The organism is Paenibacillus sp. LRG-1 (assembly GCF_057220305.1).
Genome location: NZ_CM170126.1, coordinates 641,374 through 657,867, shown reverse-complemented (window position 1 = coordinate 657,867; position 16,494 = coordinate 641,374). Strand labels below are relative to the sequence as shown.

The window sequence follows — 16,494 nt, the reverse complement described above, 5'->3', positions numbered from 1 at the left end:
CATGAGCGAGCTAATTAACAACCGTGAACATACAGCACAGGAATTAACGGAACGCCAACAAACGCTAAAGGAAATTATAAAAGAATTACATGCCGGGAAAAGCGTGGAGGAAGTCAAAGCGCGTTTCGCAGAGGCTGTTGGCGGAGTAAGCGTAGCCGAAATTTCGGCTATGGAGCATGCATTGATGACTGAGGAGGGAATTCCCGTATCGGAAGTGCAGCGTCTTTGTTCCGTGCATACATCGATATTCAAGGGTTCCATTGAGGATATTCACCGTCCTTCAGGACCAGAGGAACAACCGGGACATCCCGTTCATACCTTCAAGCTGGAAAATCGAGAGATCGAACGATTGGTCAACTTCAGGTTGTCATTGCACGCGGACCAATTTCAAAAGGACGACAGCCCCAAAATCATCTACAAGTTACTGGAAGATTTAAGTCTGCTGCTCGATCTCGACAAGCACTATAGCCGCAAAGAAAATCTGGTCTTTCCTTATCTAGAACGCTATGGGATTTTTGGTCCAACTAAAGTTATGTGGGGTGTGGACGACAGTATTCGTGCCGCGATTAAGGAGGCAAAGAGTCTGCTCACCGAATATAACGGAGATCGTGAACAGATTGGGAAGGCACTTGCCCATATCATGAGCGAAGTGAATGAAATGATATTCAAGGAAGAAAATATTTTGCTACCGATGGCACTCAGTAAGCTGACAGAGGATGAGTGGCTGAAAATAGCCCGGGAAAGCGAGGAAATCGGGTTCTGCCTGACCGCTCCCGAACGTGAATGGATACCCGAACGGGCAGAGGAACCTGCAGAAGCCCTTGAGCAAACGGAAGGCACATCCGGAACACCGCAAGGCTTCGTGAGATTCGAGACGGGGATTATATCCGTACAACAATTGGAATTGCTGTTGAATCATCTACCCGTTGACCTGACTTTTATCGATGAAAATGATGTTGTTCGCTATTTTTCCCATGGTAAGGAACGAATCTTCGCGCGCACGAAAGCCGTCATTGGTCGTACCGTACAGAATTGCCATCCGCCCCAAAGCGTGCACGTCGTTGAGAAGCTGCTGGAAGATTTTAAAGCAGGCCGCAAGGATGCTGAAGATTTTTGGATTCCAATCAAGGACAAATTTGTCTACATCCGTTATTTTGCCATCCGTGATGCTGAGGGCCACTATCTGGGAACGTTGGAATTTACGCAAAATATTGCACCGATTCGTGCTTTGGAAGGACAAAAGCGTATTCTATCCGAATAGTATCCAACCGTAAGCCAACATGTTCAGGTTTTTGCCACTCATATTTATAATATGTTGTTCTACTATAAGTTTGGCCCCCAGCCTTTCATAAAAAGTACATGCTGGATTATCTGCTAGCACCCATACGATTACAGAGTGAATATCCATACTATTAAAATGTTGAAGCAGACGTAAAAATAGTCTCTTCCCCAAGCCTAAACTATGGTATTCACTCAAAACGTAAATAGCCGTTATTTCTCCCCCATACGGGGGATATTCACCTGACTTTTCTGGACCCCCACTCACAAATCCGATGATTTCCCCCTTCTCATTTTCAGCAACGTATACCCGATGGCCGTCTTCACTGGATAGATTCGCATTCCACAGTTCTGTTCTTTGCTCATAGGAAAGCTGTTCCAGAACCTGGGCAGGCATTATATCTTTGTACGTCGTCCTCCAGCAATCTACGTGCACCTTGGCGATGCCCTCGGCATCTGATATCGTTGCTTCCCTGATGTTCATGTGAGTTCCACTCCTAGTTTCCAATATTATGCACTCTATTATATCGACGATCCAAATCTTGATCTATAATAAGAATATTCATTGTTTAGTGAAGTTGGATAGGATAACCGTTCACTACACTACTCGTTCATTACTGGAGGATTCGACTTGAATAAAATCGTTTCATTTTATGTGCCGCTTGGCATTTCGTCATTAATTGCTGCACTAACGCATGTCATCGTCAATGCCGTGCTTGCTCGTTCGGAACATCCTTCGTTTACATTAAGCAGCTATGCGGTCGCCGTCAGCCTGTGCCTACTGTTGGAAACTCCGTTAACCGCTGTACGGCAAATGACCACGAAATTCGGTTATGATCGCAAGTCCGTTCATTCTATCGGTATTTTATGTACGTTCGTCGCTGTGGCTGTATTGATCATAGGCTGGAGCATCGGGTTGACGCCCGTAGGCAATCTGGTCTTTCAATATGTATTTGGTGTGTCCCCAGTATTGATCGAACCCACCAAGAACGTATTTCAGGTTCTTACTTTACTATACATATTGGTAGCTGTCCGTAACATATATCAGGGACTTATTATTAACAAGCACCGAACGGCATGGATGACATTCAGCTCGTCCATACGTATTATCGTGATGCTAATTGCTTCCTGGTTTTTGATCCGTGCTGGCTGGACGAATGACGGACGAGTCGGTGCTGCCATTTTTATTGCAGGTATTCTCATAGAGCTGGTCGTTACTTTTTTAGAAGGCCGGGTTCTCAAAAGAAAGCTGCCTCCTGACAACGCGGAGCAAACCATCCATCATGCGAAGCATCTTCTACCTTTTTATCTTCCTTTGCTATATTCGGCGCTGGTGCTGGTTATCCTGAATCCTTCCATCCAAGCTGCGCTGAACAATACAACTGATCCACTTTTGGCCGTGGCATCCTTTTCTGTAGCACTGCAAATCCTAAATCTATTGGTCTGGTTTTGCAGCTCTTTGCATCAAATTGTGATTCAATTTTATACGTCCAAGCGCAGGGAAGTGCTGATATTTTTGAGCTTTTTGTCTATCCTGTCGCCGCTGCTACTACTGTTACTTTCCTTCGGATTTGCTGGCGATCCTGTGTTACGGAATGTATTGGGATTGGAAGGAAAATTGTTGCTAGAAACCAGAGGATTGCTTCGCATACTGGCTGTCTATGTCGCATTTTATCCTTGGGTGGAATATTTTATTGGGCGTTCGATATTGATCGGCAATACCAAACCTATCTTTATCGGCAGGCTGTTTTCTGTAAGCTTTGCGATTCTCGCGCTTATTCTGTGTATCTGCTTTTTTTCAGGACTGGACGGCAAAGTGGCGGGAATTGTGATGGCTGTTTCCTCCCCTGTCGAGCTGGGTATTTATCTGTTGCTTTACCGAAAAATCTCTACAACCACGATGAATGTGTCATCCTGAAAAAACTTACCTAGAGAGCCTTATGCAAACGCCCCGCACATTGACTCCCTATGGCACAACTCTCTTTTATGAGGTCAAAATATAAGGGCCGTTCTTTGTAATCGCAATCGTGTGCTCGTATTGAGCTCCCCAACTGCCATCTGCTGTGCTGATGGTCCAGCCATCGTCCCCCCAGAGCACGGCCCCCTCGGTTCCGAGGGTAAATACCGGCTCAATGGTAATCACCATCCCTTCGCGCAGTGGTAATCCCGTTTTGGGACGACCGTAGTGCAGAACCTCTGGCGGCTCATGCATTTGGCGGCCAATGCCATGCCCGATCAGAGGCTTGACGTTGCCGAACCGCCGCCAGCCTGCTGTTTTTTCCACAGCATGCCCGATATCCCCCAACGTCCTCCCCGGGCGGGCAACCTCGATACCCCGTACCAATGCCTTATGGGTCTGCCGCAACAGTCGTGCTACCGGGCGGCTAATGTTACCTACCGCATAAGTCCATCCTCGGTCAGCCAGCCAACCATCTTTGTTAACCACAATGTCGATGGTCACAATATCCCCATCATGAAGCACCCGCTCCGAGGGAAAACCGTGACATACCACCTCGTTGACCGAAGCACAGGTGGCATAAGGGAAACCTTTATAGCCCTTTTGTTCAGGCGTGGCTCCACGCTTGCTTAAAAACTGCTCCACCCAAGCATCGATTTCAAGCGTTGTAATTCCCGGAAGAATACGACTTTCCAGCGCACGATGGCAATCTGCCAAAATACGTCCGGCCTCCCTCATGTAGCCGATTTCCTCCGGTGTTCGTATCGCTATCTCTATTGGAATCCGCCTCCTTTGAGCATACAAATTCACTAAACCTATCCCATTGTATGCACGGCGGACACAAAAAAACCGTCTCCTCTGTGGATAGACGGTTTATAAAAGTCGTATTTCTAGTTTTTCGGGTAATCGAACCCTTTAAGATACTGAAGAATTTATGCGACCGAGTTCGTTTTCCACCACCATGGTCAACTCTTCCTCATACCCTCCTGTAATCCGGTATTTTCGCACATATTCCTTTACAAATTTTTTGGGATCCTTAGGCCGGAAAATTCGAGTCATTTCCCGCAGACTTTCCTTAACTTCATTGTGACCTTTCGTTGCCATGTAACTCCCTCCCAAAACGTTGAAAATAAGTGCTCCGTTGAAGAGAATGCCGAAAAGTATTGATGTCCTTATGCAGTGAAGTAGTATGTCTAATTGCAGCTTAGGTCGGGAACACCTTATACAAGGCATGTACCTGACACTATTATTAACCGATTTTCTTTTGGCTGAATCACTACCCCATTATAACATATTCAGATACAGCTTTCAGCTTTCCAGTAAATTTACATTGATTTTACCTATCTTTTACGCATCATGTCATTTGGGGTACTCAATCAGCTGTTGCACAGGAGGTATACCTTATTTATCGGTTTTTGGAGTGTATGTGTTTGGGGTAAAATAAATAAACATAACAAGGAGGGAAAAGGATGCGCCGCTATGCTCCGCTGTTCACTGCACCTGTTGCCCGTATGTCTGCCCTGAACATAGGAACTTGTGAAGAGGAGGGCATCAATGTCTCCCTACTTGATCAGGCAGACCGTGAAATCCAAGCCAAGTTTCCTAAAATGCACAGCTTCCTGCTGCTGCGCCACGGCAAACTGATCTGGGAACGCTATTATAATGGGCATGAAGTAAGCTCTCTGAACGATTTGCGATCCGCAACCAAAAGCTTTACTTCCACGCTCATCGGCATAGCTATGGCTCGCGGTGATATGCCCGGGCCAGAGACGGCTGTGCATAAGCTGTTGTCTGAGTATTTACCTAGGCGGAAGGAAACACTGCTAGAGCAGATTACGATTCGCCATCTGTTGACCATGACATCCGGCTTGTATTGGCAGACGGGCAAAAAGCTCGGAGAAGCTTTTATCCACCGTTTTCATCGCAGCAAAAGCTGGCCGTCCTTTGCCCTACGTTTACCTGTACAGGAGGACCAACTCGGTGTATTCCAATATCGTAGTGTTGATTCTCACCTGTTGTCCGTGCTGCTGACCCAATGCTGTGGGATTGAGGCCTATACGTACGCTCTCCAGCATCTGTTCGAACCCTTAGGTTTTGGAAGAAGTGGTTGGGCACAAGATCCAGAGGGCTACACCATGGGACACATCGGGCTATATCTGACATCGCGTGACATGGCTAAATTCGGCGATTGCTGCCTTCATCAAGGCAGCTGGAACGGAAAAGAATTGATTCCGGCCGATTGGCTGCATCAGGCGACACAGCGACAGGTTGAAGGCTATCCAGAATTCGGAGATTACGGATTCCAATGGTGGACAGGACGACTCCACGGCATCAACTACGCGTGTGCGCACGGACATGGAGGACAGCAAATTTATCTTGTGCCAGAAGCGAACGCAGTCGCGGTATTTACAGCAGACAGCAAGGTGAGCCGTTGGAAAAATCCGCGAACACTGCTGGAGCGCTACGTTTTTCCAGCCGTATCCTCCCTCAACTTGGAACGTTCCTGATATGAGCTTCATGTGCTTATTGAATATAGGGGGCTAAACACTCATGGAAGTCTCAGCACCAAAAATTCTAATATTATACGCCAGTTACGGGGAAGGCCATGTGCAGGCCGCTCGGGCAATTATGGACAGTTTGCGAAGACTCGGACGCTGCGAGGTACAACTTCTCGACCTGATGGCTGAATCTCATCCCTGGTTGAACGGTCTGACCAAATTTGTATATATGCAAAGCTTCAAAACCATTCCTCAGCTTTACGGCTGGGTCTATAACATCACGCGCGGTATGCAGGCTAAATCGGCCTTCGGCCATGTGTTGCATTCATTCGGAATGCGTCAACTTACGCTCACTCTGAAAAAGGAGTTGCCGGATCTCGTGATACATACGTTCCCGCAGCTCGCGCTCCCGGCGTTACGCCGCAAAATGGGAATGAGTCTGCCTATTGTCAACGTGGTTACAGATTTCGATCTGCATGGGCGCTGGCTGCATCCCGATATTGACCGCTACTATGTAGCCACTGAGGATATCCAGCAGGAAGCCGCCCAGCGGGGAATACCTATTGAACGCATTATCGCTACGGGTATTCCGATTCACGCTTCTTTTTATAACATGTCTGCCGACGAAATTCCTGTTCAGGAACAGGTAATTCCATCACTACAGTCTGAGACTACTACGCTACTCATTATGGCTGGCGCCTATGGTGTGCTATCCGGCATACTGGATATCTGTCGGCAATTAAGCCAGCTTCCTCAGTTGCGGCTACTGATCGTCTGCGGACGTAACCAGCAACTGAAAGCAGAAGTGGATGCGCTGTATGCAGACCACCCAAACATTTACACCTATGGATTCGTGGACTTTGTTCCAGCACTTATGCGTGCGAGCAATCTGGTGATTACGAAGCCCGGCGGCATCACACTCTCGGAAAGCATTGCATCCGGTTTACCTATTCTTGTGTTCAAGCCCGTACCCGGTCAGGAGCTAAATAATGCTCTGTATTTGCAGCAAAAAGGAGCTGCCCGTATTGCTCGCACTACGGAGGAGCTGATTCAGCATTGTCTCGACCTGATTTCCACCCCCTCTCTTGCCGAAGAGATGATGCAGGCGATTGAGCTGCTTCGTAAACCTCATCCCGCAGACCAGATTGCCGAGGATATTTTGCATCAGCTTGTGGATAAAAGACCTTCCGTTCGGACAAATTAACGAAGAATAAAGTCAGACGGAGGGGATACCTATGGAACACAAAGGGAAGGATTTGCTCCCACTAACAGGAGAAAAGGTAGAAGTGGATGGTGTTTATATTGATGAGGATGGACATGAGCAGCATTTGCACAGAGGTCAGCATTTTCCCGCTGATGTTGTTCTGGGTACTTCCGAGTGGAAAATGACCGAATACGCCTTTGATAATCATCATGAAGGACGTACTGATGAACGACTTATCCCCAAAGAGGACGATGAGGATAAAAAGGGTAAAATCACACATCCACGCCGTCGTTTACAACGCGGAGATCGCTAAATAAGACAACTTATCCACGGTTAATACCAATCTGTTGATATTTTGTGGACAATCTGTGTGCAAAGTGTGCTAAATCGCTATATTGTCTACAGTTTGTGCACAATTTGTGCATAACCTATGTTTATTTTGTGGACAAGTAGTAGGGTTTAGTGGATAAAATGCGTACAACATGTGCAAAAACTGTGTATAACCCTGTGAATGACTGAGCGAATCCTTTTCGTTCAGTCTTTTTCGTGTTTTTATACACATTCCCTGATTGAACTTTTTCTGGCGTTTCGGGTATATCTTTAATTCCTTTCCTCATAGCTTGTATAGTACGGATAACTTATAAAGGGGGATTTGCCTGACATGTCAGTCTATAAGTCTTCCACGGGATTGGATGAAAATATAGCAGCTGTCCTGTGCTATCTGTTCGCATTTATTGGCGCACTGGCCTTTGTCATGCTGGAAAAGAAAAGTCGATTTGTATTATTTCACGCGCTGCAATCCATATTTCTGTTTGTCACCCTCATGATCGGGCATGTGCTTGTTGGATTCATTCCGCTGCTCGGTCCTCTGCTCGCTTCCCTGCTAACGCTGGCAGGCCTTGTATTGTGGGTCATCCTGTTAATTCGCGCGGGACAAGGCAAGTGGCTCAAGCTTCCCTGGGTAGGTGATCTGGCTCTTCATCAAGCCCGGCAGTTGTGAAGACAACAAAAAACCTTGATCCTTAGCAGGATTCAAGGTTTTTGCTGTTTCGATGATTACTTTTTATCGCATGTTCGCTTCTTCTGTCCTATATGAATGTATCCCAGCTTATCTGGGTTGACCATTAAATAAAAACTCTGAATATGCTCCCCGTCTGGTGTCAGTCTGAGGCATAAGGTTTCTCTCACTTTTCCATCTTCCAGAAATGCCAGCTGAACCTCGCCATTGATGACGGTGTGGAACACATCTCTTTCTCGTAAAACGGTTAATACCCGACGAGAAGTCAACAGGGCAAGAACGCCTTTGCGCACAACCATCGGTCTCATCACCGTATGCACATTACCTCCGCCATCTGACACGAATACAGGTTGTTCAGCCAGTAGTTCCAGCATAGCAGTCACATCGTAGGCAAGAAAGGCGGTTGTAAAACGTTCTAGTAGTTTTATTCGGGATGAGTTATTCATATTACGACTGGACTGAGCCTCAAGAGCAGATTCTCCTGAAGATAGAATACGACGGGAGCGACTGAACAACTGACGACAGTTGCTCTCAGTCTTCCCCAGCAATTCCGCAATATCTTTGTAATCATATTGAAAAGCTTCCCTCAGCACAAAAACAGCCCGCTCTATCGGCTTTAGCTGCTCCAGCAAAACCAGAAAAGCGTAAGATATCATGTCTTTACGCTCTAACCAATCCGCAGGGAGATCTGCGCTTTCACCCAACGGCTCCGGCAGCCACTGTCCTACATATGTCTCTCTTTGCTTGCGCGCAGAGTTCAACAGATTCAGACACCGATTCATCGTCATTTTGGCTACATAGGCTTTGGGATTGTGTATATCATCCAGGGGCTTATTCTTCAGCTCGACAAAGCAGTCTTGAACTACATCCTCGGCATCCGTAACCGTTCCAAGCATGCGATAAGCAATGGCAAAAGAATATTTGCGATATCTTTGATACAGCTCCTCCAGATTTAAATCCACCGATTCTTGTTCAATTCTGTGTTCTTTGCCAGACAAAGCATAGCCCCCTGTTCATTAAAGAATGCCCGGATACATCCCCGTTGCAATTGCAATCCGGTTCCAACTGTTAATCACGTTAACCGCGGTTATCAAATCTACGTATTCTTCCTCTGTAAAATGTTCTCTGACCCTATTGTACAAATCCGTAGGTACCCCTTGTTCAGAGATACGGGTGACCGCTTCAGCTAATTCAAGCATAACACGTTCTTTTTCCGTGAACAAAGGAACCTCCCGCCATAAGGCTAGCTGCAAAATGTGGTCAGCATAATCCCCCAGCTTGAGCAAATCCTTCGCATGCATATCCAGACAATAGGAACATCCATTGATTTGGGATACTCTAATTTTCAGTAGTTCGTACAATACTTTGTCTGTAAAACGACCGGAAATATATTTTTCCATCTCCATCATTGCCTTGAATGTGCTAGGACTCACTGCTCTGTAATTGAATCTCAAACTCACGATACATCGCCTCCATTATTGGTTTACATATAGAAGACAAATGAACATGTGATTTTGTGACAAAGTGCAATACATCAATTGGGAATTGCCCTCCATTGACATAGCATGTATTATAGATAAATGATTTTATGTAAAGAAGGTGAGCACTCATATGAGCGGAAAAGGTATTATAAAAGAGTTTAAAGAATTCGCTGTACGGGGTAACGTGATTGACCTCGCGGTCGGTGTTATCATCGGTGGAGCGTTTGGCAAGATTGTCACTTCTGTGGTAAACGATATTATCATGCCTCCGATTGGTAAACTTCTGGGCGGCATGAATTTTCCAGACTTGTATGTAGCTTTACGAGCTGCCGATCCTTTAAATGCTGACGGTACACGCATGACTTTGGCACAGGCCAAAGAAGCAGGGATTGCAGTCCTCGCCTATGGTCAGTTCATTAACGTCCTGCTGGACTTCCTGATCGTAGCCTTCTGTGTGTTCATGCTGGTCAAAGGGATTAACATGCTGAAACGCAAAGAGGAAGAAAAACCTCCTCAGGAAAAAACGATCAAGGAATGTCCACATTGCCTATCCGAAATTCCTGTAGCCGCTACCCGTTGCGCACATTGCACTTCCAAGCTGGAGGGGTACGTCGAAGCACGCTGACTCAACCCACACCTATATGACTACAACAAACGGCTTAAGACGATGTACCGTCTTAAGCCGTTTTGGTATGGTGTGAGAGATCTGATTAGTTGAAATTGGTGATAATGCCACGGGGTCTGACGGGCAAGCCCTCAGCGTACAGATGGGAAACATCACCGAAGCCGATGCAACGGGGAACTGCCCATTCCTGGGAGCGCTCATCAAACAAGATCGTGGTTACGGAGCTAGGCGGCATCCAAAAGCCGGACCAGACCAAGGCCAATGGCAGCTCCAACAGATGAGCAAGCCAGGTCAGCCCGAAGCCGCCATGACAAAATACGGCCACCTGATCTTCGGTATGCTTCAGAATCCGGTACCTGCCCTCCACCCGCTCAAAGCCTTGCCGTTTCAGGAATTCATCGGAATGAAGCTTCAGCCGCTCGAAGGTTTCGGGACTCTGCGTTCCCTGATAATAGGAAATCTCCTGCCAAGAGTCATGAGTCGGCAGGGGCATTTCGGAACGGATCACTTCACCTGGCAAATCCCAATGGGAAAGACGGCCGTATGGAGTTTCCTCCAGCTTTAGAGCCAGCTCCTGTGTCCAGTGTTCCACTTCATGAGTCATACCCAGAGAGTCGGCGGTGTAGCGCATTGTATCCAAAGCCCGCCCCAAAGGAGAGGCATAAATTCGATCCAGTCCGTGACTGGAAAGCCGTTTGGCCAGTGCCTGGGCTTCCAAATGCCCCTCCGGCGTGATGGTGTTATTGGGGTAATCGGGGTCTGCGTGTCGGATAATATACAATCTCATTATTGGTTCTCCGTTCCTATGAATGGCGACAGGATCACTTTATCTCATTCCATCGATTAGTTCTCCTGATCTTTAACGTTTATTCAGCAAATTTTCCAAAATCGCGCGCAAATCCCTGTCTTCCTGGTAGACTTCCTCACCTGTATCCAGTTCAATAACCCGGATATATGTATAATTGGCTCTGACATCGACTGGTTTAAAAATCAATTCCTCCGGATTGTCTGGGCGGACATCATAGCCCATATTTTTGAACATATCCGTGATTTGATCAATCCCCGGCTTGCCTCCGCTTTCCAGCATAATCAACCCGCGCAGTTCCTTGGGTTCCTCCGGATGCATGACTCGAAAATGTACTATACATTCCATGTAAAATCGCTCCTTTCAATCGTAAATCTGTGTGATGTTGCAAATCCTCATGTTCCCAGCATACCCCAAATGCCACTCCACATTCCACACCCGCCTTCATATCGTCAGGACAGAAAACACGTTATACTGTAAAGTAGACCTTTGATTTCTGCTTACTATAGGAGGAACCACGATGACTAGCGAGCTTCTGGATATCTACGATGATGAAGACAACCCTCTTGGCACAGCCTCGCGACAAGACGCACATGCCAAGGGATACTGGCACCATACCTTTCACTGCTGGCTAGCACGAGACACTTCGACAGGCCGTCGCTTGCTGTTCCAACAGCGTCAGGATACGAAGGACACCTTCCCCGGATGCTACGATATTACAGCAGCCGGTCACTTGACGGCAGGCGAAGATATGTCTCAGGCGGCTCGTGAGCTGGAGGAAGAACTGGGCATTCATGTTCCCTTTACCTCATTAACACCGCTGATGACCGTTCGGTATGAAAGCAAAGGTACCGCACAGGGCACCTCTTTTTGGGATCGGGAGGTTAGCTCGGTGTTTGGACTGCTATCGAACCAGCCATTGGAAGCTTATCACCTCCAGCAAGAAGAAGTAGCCGGACTGTACGAAGCAGATCTTGACCAAGCACTGGCCCTTTTTGAAGGCCATATTCCCTTTATCGAAGCCCATGGCATTACGTCGGGGCCAAATCCAGAAAAAAACCGCCGCCTGATTACATCGGATCAATTCGTGCCTCATAAGGCGGGCTATATTACATCTATATGCCGGGCACTGATGGAACTTCCTACCCGGTAATCTTTAGCTATTCTCCAGCTGACATATATTTGCCGATAATGCCTTCATACCGCCAGCCATACCGGGTCGACAGTTCTCTGCCCATATCATGCTCCAGCTCATACAGAATAAGATCCTGAGCAAAATGATTAAGCAGCAGGCCTGTCATTACCGGATGCTCGGTAATAAGCGCCTGTGTCGGGCAATTCTCTCCCCGCATACCCAGCATGCACCAACGCCGATCAATAACAAAAGAAAACTTCCGCCCTGCTGGTTCCTGTCCGTCTGTACCAGACCCAGACGGTAACCACGGTCCCATCATGCTTTCTCCGTTATCGCAGGACCAGAGCAGACGCACACCTCGACTCTCAGCTTTCTCCAACTCTGTCCGCAGCAGTTCGGCTTCCTCGCGCCACAAATCCAACACAATCTCATGCTTTGCCCGTTCCAATTCACGTGTCAGACTTTCCAGCACCTTCCGATCGCCTTCCGCATTATAAAAGGTCGGCTTGGTTGGTTCTGTTCGTGGCATTTCTTTCTCCACTGCGCGTAGGGACTCCTGCATTTGTCCTTCGATCATCCGGGTCAGTTCACCCGGTGGCAGCATGCTGTAACGTACAGGCTCTCCAGCACTGGTTCTGAGATATCCCTGCCCGGCCAAACGCTGTAAAGCCGCGTACACGTTGGAGCGCGATGCACCCAGACGCTTAGCCACTTCATAGCCGGAAGCCGCATTTTGCCTCGAAAGCTCGACCATAACCTTGGCTTCCATTTCCGTAAAACCCAGATTCCGCAGATGATGCAGCAAACGCTCCATATATTCTGTTCCCCCTATGCTGCCCGGCGTTATGTCTGTGTCCTGCAGCAGCCTGTTCGGCTGCGTCAAATCTGTTCAGCTCCGCAACGCGGGCACCATTTGGACCCTTTAGGTAGTTCTGCAGTACAGATTTGGCATTTTACATTTTCACGTACTTGTGCAGACGGCGTTGCCGGCTTCTCGGCCCCGGAGTTGTTGGCCTTCCAATATCGGATTCGCTCGTCCAGCTCCTCCTGGCGCTCACGCTCGCGTTCCAGTTCTTCAAGACGACGGTGTTCTTTTTCCAGTTCTTCCTGACGACGGCGCTCCCACTCAGCGTCGAATGCCGCTTTTTCTTCCGGTGTAAAATCAGATACTGTGTAATCGCGGTCTAGTCCCGCTGGTTCGTGTGTTTCATACCGCTCATCCTGTTCCTGTTCATGCCGATCGACTACTTCCTGTTCTGCATACTCCGTGTAAGCAGGCGCAGCATCCTTCACTACCTCTGGCTTGCGCAGATCAAAAGAATAGACGTCCGTTGGCACCTCTTCACGCACAGCAGCTACTTGTTTGGAAGCAGCCTGTCCTTCATTGAGCTTGCGTCCGCATTTGGGGCAAAAGTTCGCATCCAGAGGCACAACCGCTCCACAGGTGCATAAATGAGCGTTTTTCAATTCTGCAATTCTACTGCGCAGCTCGTCAATTTCATCCTGAAGCTCATCACATGCAGTGGATAGCTGTGTCATCTCGGTTTCTGCCACCGACATGTCGGATGCACGGTAACCTTCGTAAAAGATCTGACCCATTCGTAAGAAATGAACATCCATTTCCTGCTGAATCGTTGTAATTTGTGAATTGATCTTACTAATCTCGACAGCATGCTGCGCCTTTTCTGTTGCGCGATTAGCGCCTTCCTTTATACGTTGAATCAGCTTCATCGTTATTTCCTCCCCATTATCCAGCCGGATTTCACTATACCGTCCGTATATCCCAAAGTTTTTTTCTGTTGGCAAACCTCGAACTCCTGTATAATGGAATGCGGTCATATTGCCTGTTTGAAGGCTATTGGCATTAGCGTCAACGTATTGACGTTCTGTCGCTCCGGCAAGATCCGCATGAATTTCAGCATTATTTTAGTCCATCGCCTTGTTCTTATCGTCAGCTAAAGCTGACTAGAACTCTATCATACCAAAAACTACCCCCATTTGTGAAAATGGAAGATTTTAAGAACGAAAGGGGTTTCAGGATTATGGACCCAAATCCTTCTTTTTACCCCCGACCCATCGGGGTTCCTTATTCAACGTCGAGCCCTCAGGCACGTCGTGCTTCCATGGATACCAGTATGACGCTGGTGCCCGACACCGACCAAGACTCGGCCTATTTTCGTGCTTTAGAGAACGCCGGCATTCACCTGAACCGCCCGCAGATCCAGGCCGTCCGCCACGGCAAAGGCCCCCTTCTGACCCTTGCAGGGGCTGGCTGCGGCAAAACCACAGTGCTGGCTGCCCGCGCAGGCTACCTGATGGCGATGCGGGATGTCCCTGCATCGTCCATTCTGCTGGTGACCTTCACCAGCAAGGCAGCTGCCGAAATGAAACTGCGCATCGCGGGATTACCCGGTGTGCGCCCTGCCGCTGCACGTGCAGTTCAGGCTCGCACGTTTCACTCATTCGCTTTGGCGATGCTGCGTCATCGCGGCGTGCAAGATGAAGTGTTCGGTGAAACGCAGGCCCAGCATACCGTCATGAAAATGATGCTGCGGCAGCTTGGGCTCAGCGAGGCTTTCCAGCCGGAAAGCCTGCTGTCTGCTCTCTCCGCTTGGAAAGCGGAAGGCCGCAGCGCGGACCAGCTACCGGAAACCGTGCGCGAGGAATCGGATGCCAAGCGTGCCATGCTCGCCTATGAAGCGTGGAAACAGGAGCGCAATAAAATGGATTTTGACGATATTCTGTTGCGTGCCTCCGCACTGCTGCGTGACCCGGATGTGCTTAAGCCGCTTCAGCAGCGTTTTTCACATATCATGGTCGATGAATTTCAGGATACGAATGCCCTGCAATATGAGATGGTGCAACGATTGGCTGCCCGACATCGCAATCTGATGGTCGTGGGGGATGATGACCAGACGATCTATACCTTTAATGGGGCACGTCAGGAATCCATTCTGGAGTTTGACAAAGTCTATAAGGATGCAAAGGTCATTACCCTGGATATTAATTATCGCAGCGATGCGCGGATTTTGGGGCTGGGCTCTAACATTGTCGCCAAAAATGTTCATCGACGCTCCAAACGTCTTTCGGCTGCCGGGCGTGAAGGCTTGCCGCCGCAGTTTGCCACCCCATCCGGACCCGAGGAAGAAGCGGGGCATATTGTTACCCATCTACTCGGACAGGTAGAGGAAGGTCGGCTGCGCTACCGGGATATCGCTATTTTGCACCGGACAGCCAGCGGAAGCCGATCTATTTTTGAGCAATTAATTATGCGGGATGTTCCATTTATTCAGTATGGAGCAGGGGCTGTATTTTATGATCAGTCCCTGATTCGTCCCTTAATGGATCACCTGCGCTTGTCGCTGAATCCCCGGCGTATGGAATCCATTCCGAGCACCCTTGGGCCGCTGTACGTCTCCCGTGAGGCGGGTATGGAATGGATTATGCGCGAGGAGAAACAGCAGGCTAAAAAATACCCGCTGATTCATCTCAGCCGCTGGGATCGACTACGTGATTTTCAGCGTGAGCAGGTGAAAGAGCGTATTCGTCTGATTCGCAGTCTCACTACAATGAAGCCTGCCTATGCCATTCAAGAAATGCGGCGCATCTTTTATGATAAATATTTGGAAAGCGGAGATACGGGCGCGTGGACTCATTATAAGGAAACGATGCAAGAAAGTCTGGAGGAGCTCGAAACGGCAGCCAAGCGGTTTGACACCGTGGAGGCGTTCGTCAGCTTTGCGGACGAGCTTTCCGAGCGTCACCGCCAAATGGAATCGCTGCGCAGAGAGGAAGACAGCGATGCTGTTCGGCTCATGACGATCCACCGCGCCAAGGGGCTGGAATTCCCTTGCGTATATTGGATCGGAGCCAGCGAAGGCATTCTGCCGCACAGCTCGGCGCTGCACAGCGAGCTGCCGGAGGATCGGCGGGCAGGCGCCGCCCCGACTACGGCTGTGGATAACGATGCAGCGCTTGAAGAAGAGCGCCGCCTCGCTTACGTGGCCGTCACCCGGGCGAAGGAGTTGCTGTACATCACCTCTCCCGCCTCTAATCATGGCAAGCCTGCCGCCGTGTCACGCTTCCTGCTGGAAGCCTATGGGGTCACCCCTGAGGCTTCCAAGCCAGAAACACGCAGCAGCAGCTTCGGCCAACCGAAGGGTGCTTCCGGGTATAGCAGCCGTGCTGGCGCTGGATCGCCAGCGTCTGGCACAGCGACCCGCGTGAGCAGCAGGCCAGGACCAGGCAGTGCTACGACACGGACGACCTCGTCGGTGGCAGGGTCTCAGGCGGAGCCACGCATCAACGTGCCCGTGTGGAAATGCACCGACGGCGCCTGCAAAGCGTGGATGCGGCGCGACACAACAAGCGGACGCCGTACAAGCGCGGCTAGCACAGGCACGCCGCCGGTGTGCCCGCTCTGCGCCTCCCCGATGACAGAGGGGACACGCAGCATCCCAGCCAGATAGGTATAAGGCGTATAGCTGGTATTG

The 16,494-nt window shown here is 49.0% G+C and carries 18 protein-coding genes; 9 read left to right on the top strand and 9 right to left on the bottom strand.

Annotated features, from left to right (window positions below):
- Position 1: 1 nt before the first annotated feature.
- Entirely contained in the window at positions 2 to 1,261 is a 1,260-nt protein-coding gene (locus tag ACUUJN_RS02970; RefSeq protein ID WP_075153692.1) for a DUF438 domain-containing protein, read from the top strand.
- On the opposite strand, the gene ACUUJN_RS02965 is transcribed toward ACUUJN_RS02970, so the two are convergent.
- Positions 1,250 to 1,762, bottom strand: coding sequence for a GNAT family N-acetyltransferase (locus tag ACUUJN_RS02965; protein WP_071559369.1), 513 nt, complete (start codon positions 1,760 to 1,762; stop codon positions 1,250 to 1,252). The genes ACUUJN_RS02970 and ACUUJN_RS02965 overlap by 12 nt on opposite strands.
- Before the next feature lie 147 nt (positions 1,763 to 1,909).
- Here ACUUJN_RS02965 and ACUUJN_RS02960 point away from each other — a divergent pair, with 147 nt between their 5' ends.
- Entirely contained in the window at positions 1,910 to 3,196 is a 1,287-nt protein-coding gene (locus ACUUJN_RS02960) for a hypothetical protein (protein WP_023986834.1), read from the top strand.
- A 66-nt stretch (positions 3,197 to 3,262) separates the two neighbouring features.
- On the opposite strand, the gene map is transcribed toward ACUUJN_RS02960, so the two are convergent.
- Both map and ACUUJN_RS02950 read right to left on the bottom strand, forming a co-directional pair.
- The gene (gene map / locus ACUUJN_RS02955; RefSeq protein ID WP_080751590.1) at positions 3,263 to 4,045 is read right to left on the bottom strand and encodes a type I methionyl aminopeptidase; all 783 of its coding nucleotides are present in this window, start codon (positions 4,043 to 4,045) and stop codon (positions 3,263 to 3,265) included.
- A gap of 105 nt (positions 4,046 to 4,150) precedes the next feature.
- Positions 4,151 to 4,339: a hypothetical protein gene (locus ACUUJN_RS02950; RefSeq protein ID WP_007428354.1), complete on the bottom strand. Its 189-nt coding sequence runs from the start codon at positions 4,337 to 4,339 to the stop codon at positions 4,151 to 4,153.
- A 365-nt stretch (positions 4,340 to 4,704) separates the two neighbouring features.
- On the opposite strand from ACUUJN_RS02950, the gene ACUUJN_RS02945 reads away from it, so the two are divergent.
- The 4 genes from ACUUJN_RS02945 (at position 4,705) to ACUUJN_RS02930 (ending at position 7,937) form a co-directional block, all read left to right on the top strand.
- Positions 4,705 to 5,742 carry a serine hydrolase domain-containing protein gene (locus tag ACUUJN_RS02945; RefSeq protein WP_484669243.1) on the top strand — a complete coding sequence of 346 codons (1,038 nt, stop codon included), beginning with the start codon at positions 4,705 to 4,707 and terminating at the stop codon, positions 5,740 to 5,742.
- A 43-nt stretch (positions 5,743 to 5,785) separates the two neighbouring features.
- On the top strand, positions 5,786 to 6,937 hold the full coding sequence (locus tag ACUUJN_RS02940; RefSeq protein ID WP_028541123.1) for an MGDG synthase family glycosyltransferase: 1,152 nt from the start codon (positions 5,786 to 5,788) through the stop codon (positions 6,935 to 6,937).
- A gap of 31 nt (positions 6,938 to 6,968) precedes the next feature.
- Positions 6,969 to 7,250 (top strand): hypothetical protein, encoded by a 282-nt coding sequence (locus tag ACUUJN_RS02935; protein WP_023986830.1) that lies wholly within the window; start codon positions 6,969 to 6,971, stop codon positions 7,248 to 7,250.
- Between the two features lie 348 nt (positions 7,251 to 7,598).
- The gene (locus ACUUJN_RS02930) at positions 7,599 to 7,937 is read left to right on the top strand and encodes a DUF4870 domain-containing protein (protein ID WP_023986829.1); all 339 of its coding nucleotides are present in this window, start codon (positions 7,599 to 7,601) and stop codon (positions 7,935 to 7,937) included.
- A gap of 56 nt (positions 7,938 to 7,993) precedes the next feature.
- Here the strand turns inward: ACUUJN_RS02930 and ACUUJN_RS02925 are convergent, their stop codons facing one another.
- Together ACUUJN_RS02925 and ACUUJN_RS02920 are read right to left on the bottom strand one after the other, a co-directional pair.
- Positions 7,994 to 8,953, bottom strand: coding sequence for a sigma-70 family RNA polymerase sigma factor (locus tag ACUUJN_RS02925; RefSeq protein WP_028541124.1), 960 nt, complete (start codon positions 8,951 to 8,953; stop codon positions 7,994 to 7,996).
- An 18-nt stretch (positions 8,954 to 8,971) separates the two neighbouring features.
- Complete coding sequence (locus ACUUJN_RS02920) at positions 8,972 to 9,415, bottom strand: carboxymuconolactone decarboxylase family protein (RefSeq protein ID WP_053324548.1); 444 nt, start codon at positions 9,413 to 9,415, stop codon at positions 8,972 to 8,974.
- Between the two features lie 151 nt (positions 9,416 to 9,566).
- Here ACUUJN_RS02920 and mscL point away from each other — a divergent pair, with 151 nt between their 5' ends.
- Positions 9,567 to 10,061 (top strand): large conductance mechanosensitive channel protein MscL, encoded by a 495-nt coding sequence (mscL, locus tag ACUUJN_RS02915; protein WP_023986826.1) that lies wholly within the window; start codon positions 9,567 to 9,569, stop codon positions 10,059 to 10,061.
- Positions 10,062 to 10,146: 85 nt separating this feature from the next.
- On the opposite strand, the gene ACUUJN_RS02910 is transcribed toward mscL, so the two are convergent.
- Both ACUUJN_RS02910 and ACUUJN_RS02905 read right to left on the bottom strand, forming a co-directional pair.
- Positions 10,147 to 10,848 (bottom strand): histidine phosphatase family protein, encoded by a 702-nt coding sequence (locus ACUUJN_RS02910; RefSeq protein WP_023986825.1) that lies wholly within the window; start codon positions 10,846 to 10,848, stop codon positions 10,147 to 10,149.
- A 72-nt stretch (positions 10,849 to 10,920) separates the two neighbouring features.
- A complete protein-coding gene (locus tag ACUUJN_RS02905) occupies positions 10,921 to 11,214 on the bottom strand; it encodes a hypothetical protein (protein WP_023986824.1) in 294 nt (97 codons plus the stop codon).
- Between the two features lie 172 nt (positions 11,215 to 11,386).
- Here ACUUJN_RS02905 and ACUUJN_RS02900 point away from each other — a divergent pair, with 172 nt between their 5' ends.
- Positions 11,387 to 12,019 carry an NUDIX hydrolase gene (locus ACUUJN_RS02900; RefSeq protein WP_053324547.1) on the top strand — a complete coding sequence of 211 codons (633 nt, stop codon included), beginning with the start codon at positions 11,387 to 11,389 and terminating at the stop codon, positions 12,017 to 12,019.
- A 7-nt stretch (positions 12,020 to 12,026) separates the two neighbouring features.
- Here the strand turns inward: ACUUJN_RS02900 and ACUUJN_RS02895 are convergent, their stop codons facing one another.
- Positions 12,027 to 12,815, bottom strand: coding sequence for a TrmB family transcriptional regulator (locus ACUUJN_RS02895; protein ID WP_053326527.1), 789 nt, complete (start codon positions 12,813 to 12,815; stop codon positions 12,027 to 12,029).
- 65 nt (positions 12,816 to 12,880) lie between these two features.
- Positions 12,881 to 13,732: a zinc ribbon domain-containing protein gene (locus ACUUJN_RS02890; protein ID WP_028541128.1), complete on the bottom strand. Its 852-nt coding sequence runs from the start codon at positions 13,730 to 13,732 to the stop codon at positions 12,881 to 12,883.
- A 311-nt stretch (positions 13,733 to 14,043) separates the two neighbouring features.
- Between ACUUJN_RS02890 and ACUUJN_RS02885 the strand changes: the two genes are divergently transcribed.
- Positions 14,044 to 16,470: a UvrD-helicase domain-containing protein gene (locus tag ACUUJN_RS02885; protein WP_053324546.1), complete on the top strand. Its 2,427-nt coding sequence runs from the start codon at positions 14,044 to 14,046 to the stop codon at positions 16,468 to 16,470.
- Positions 16,471 to 16,494 lie beyond the last annotated feature (24 nt).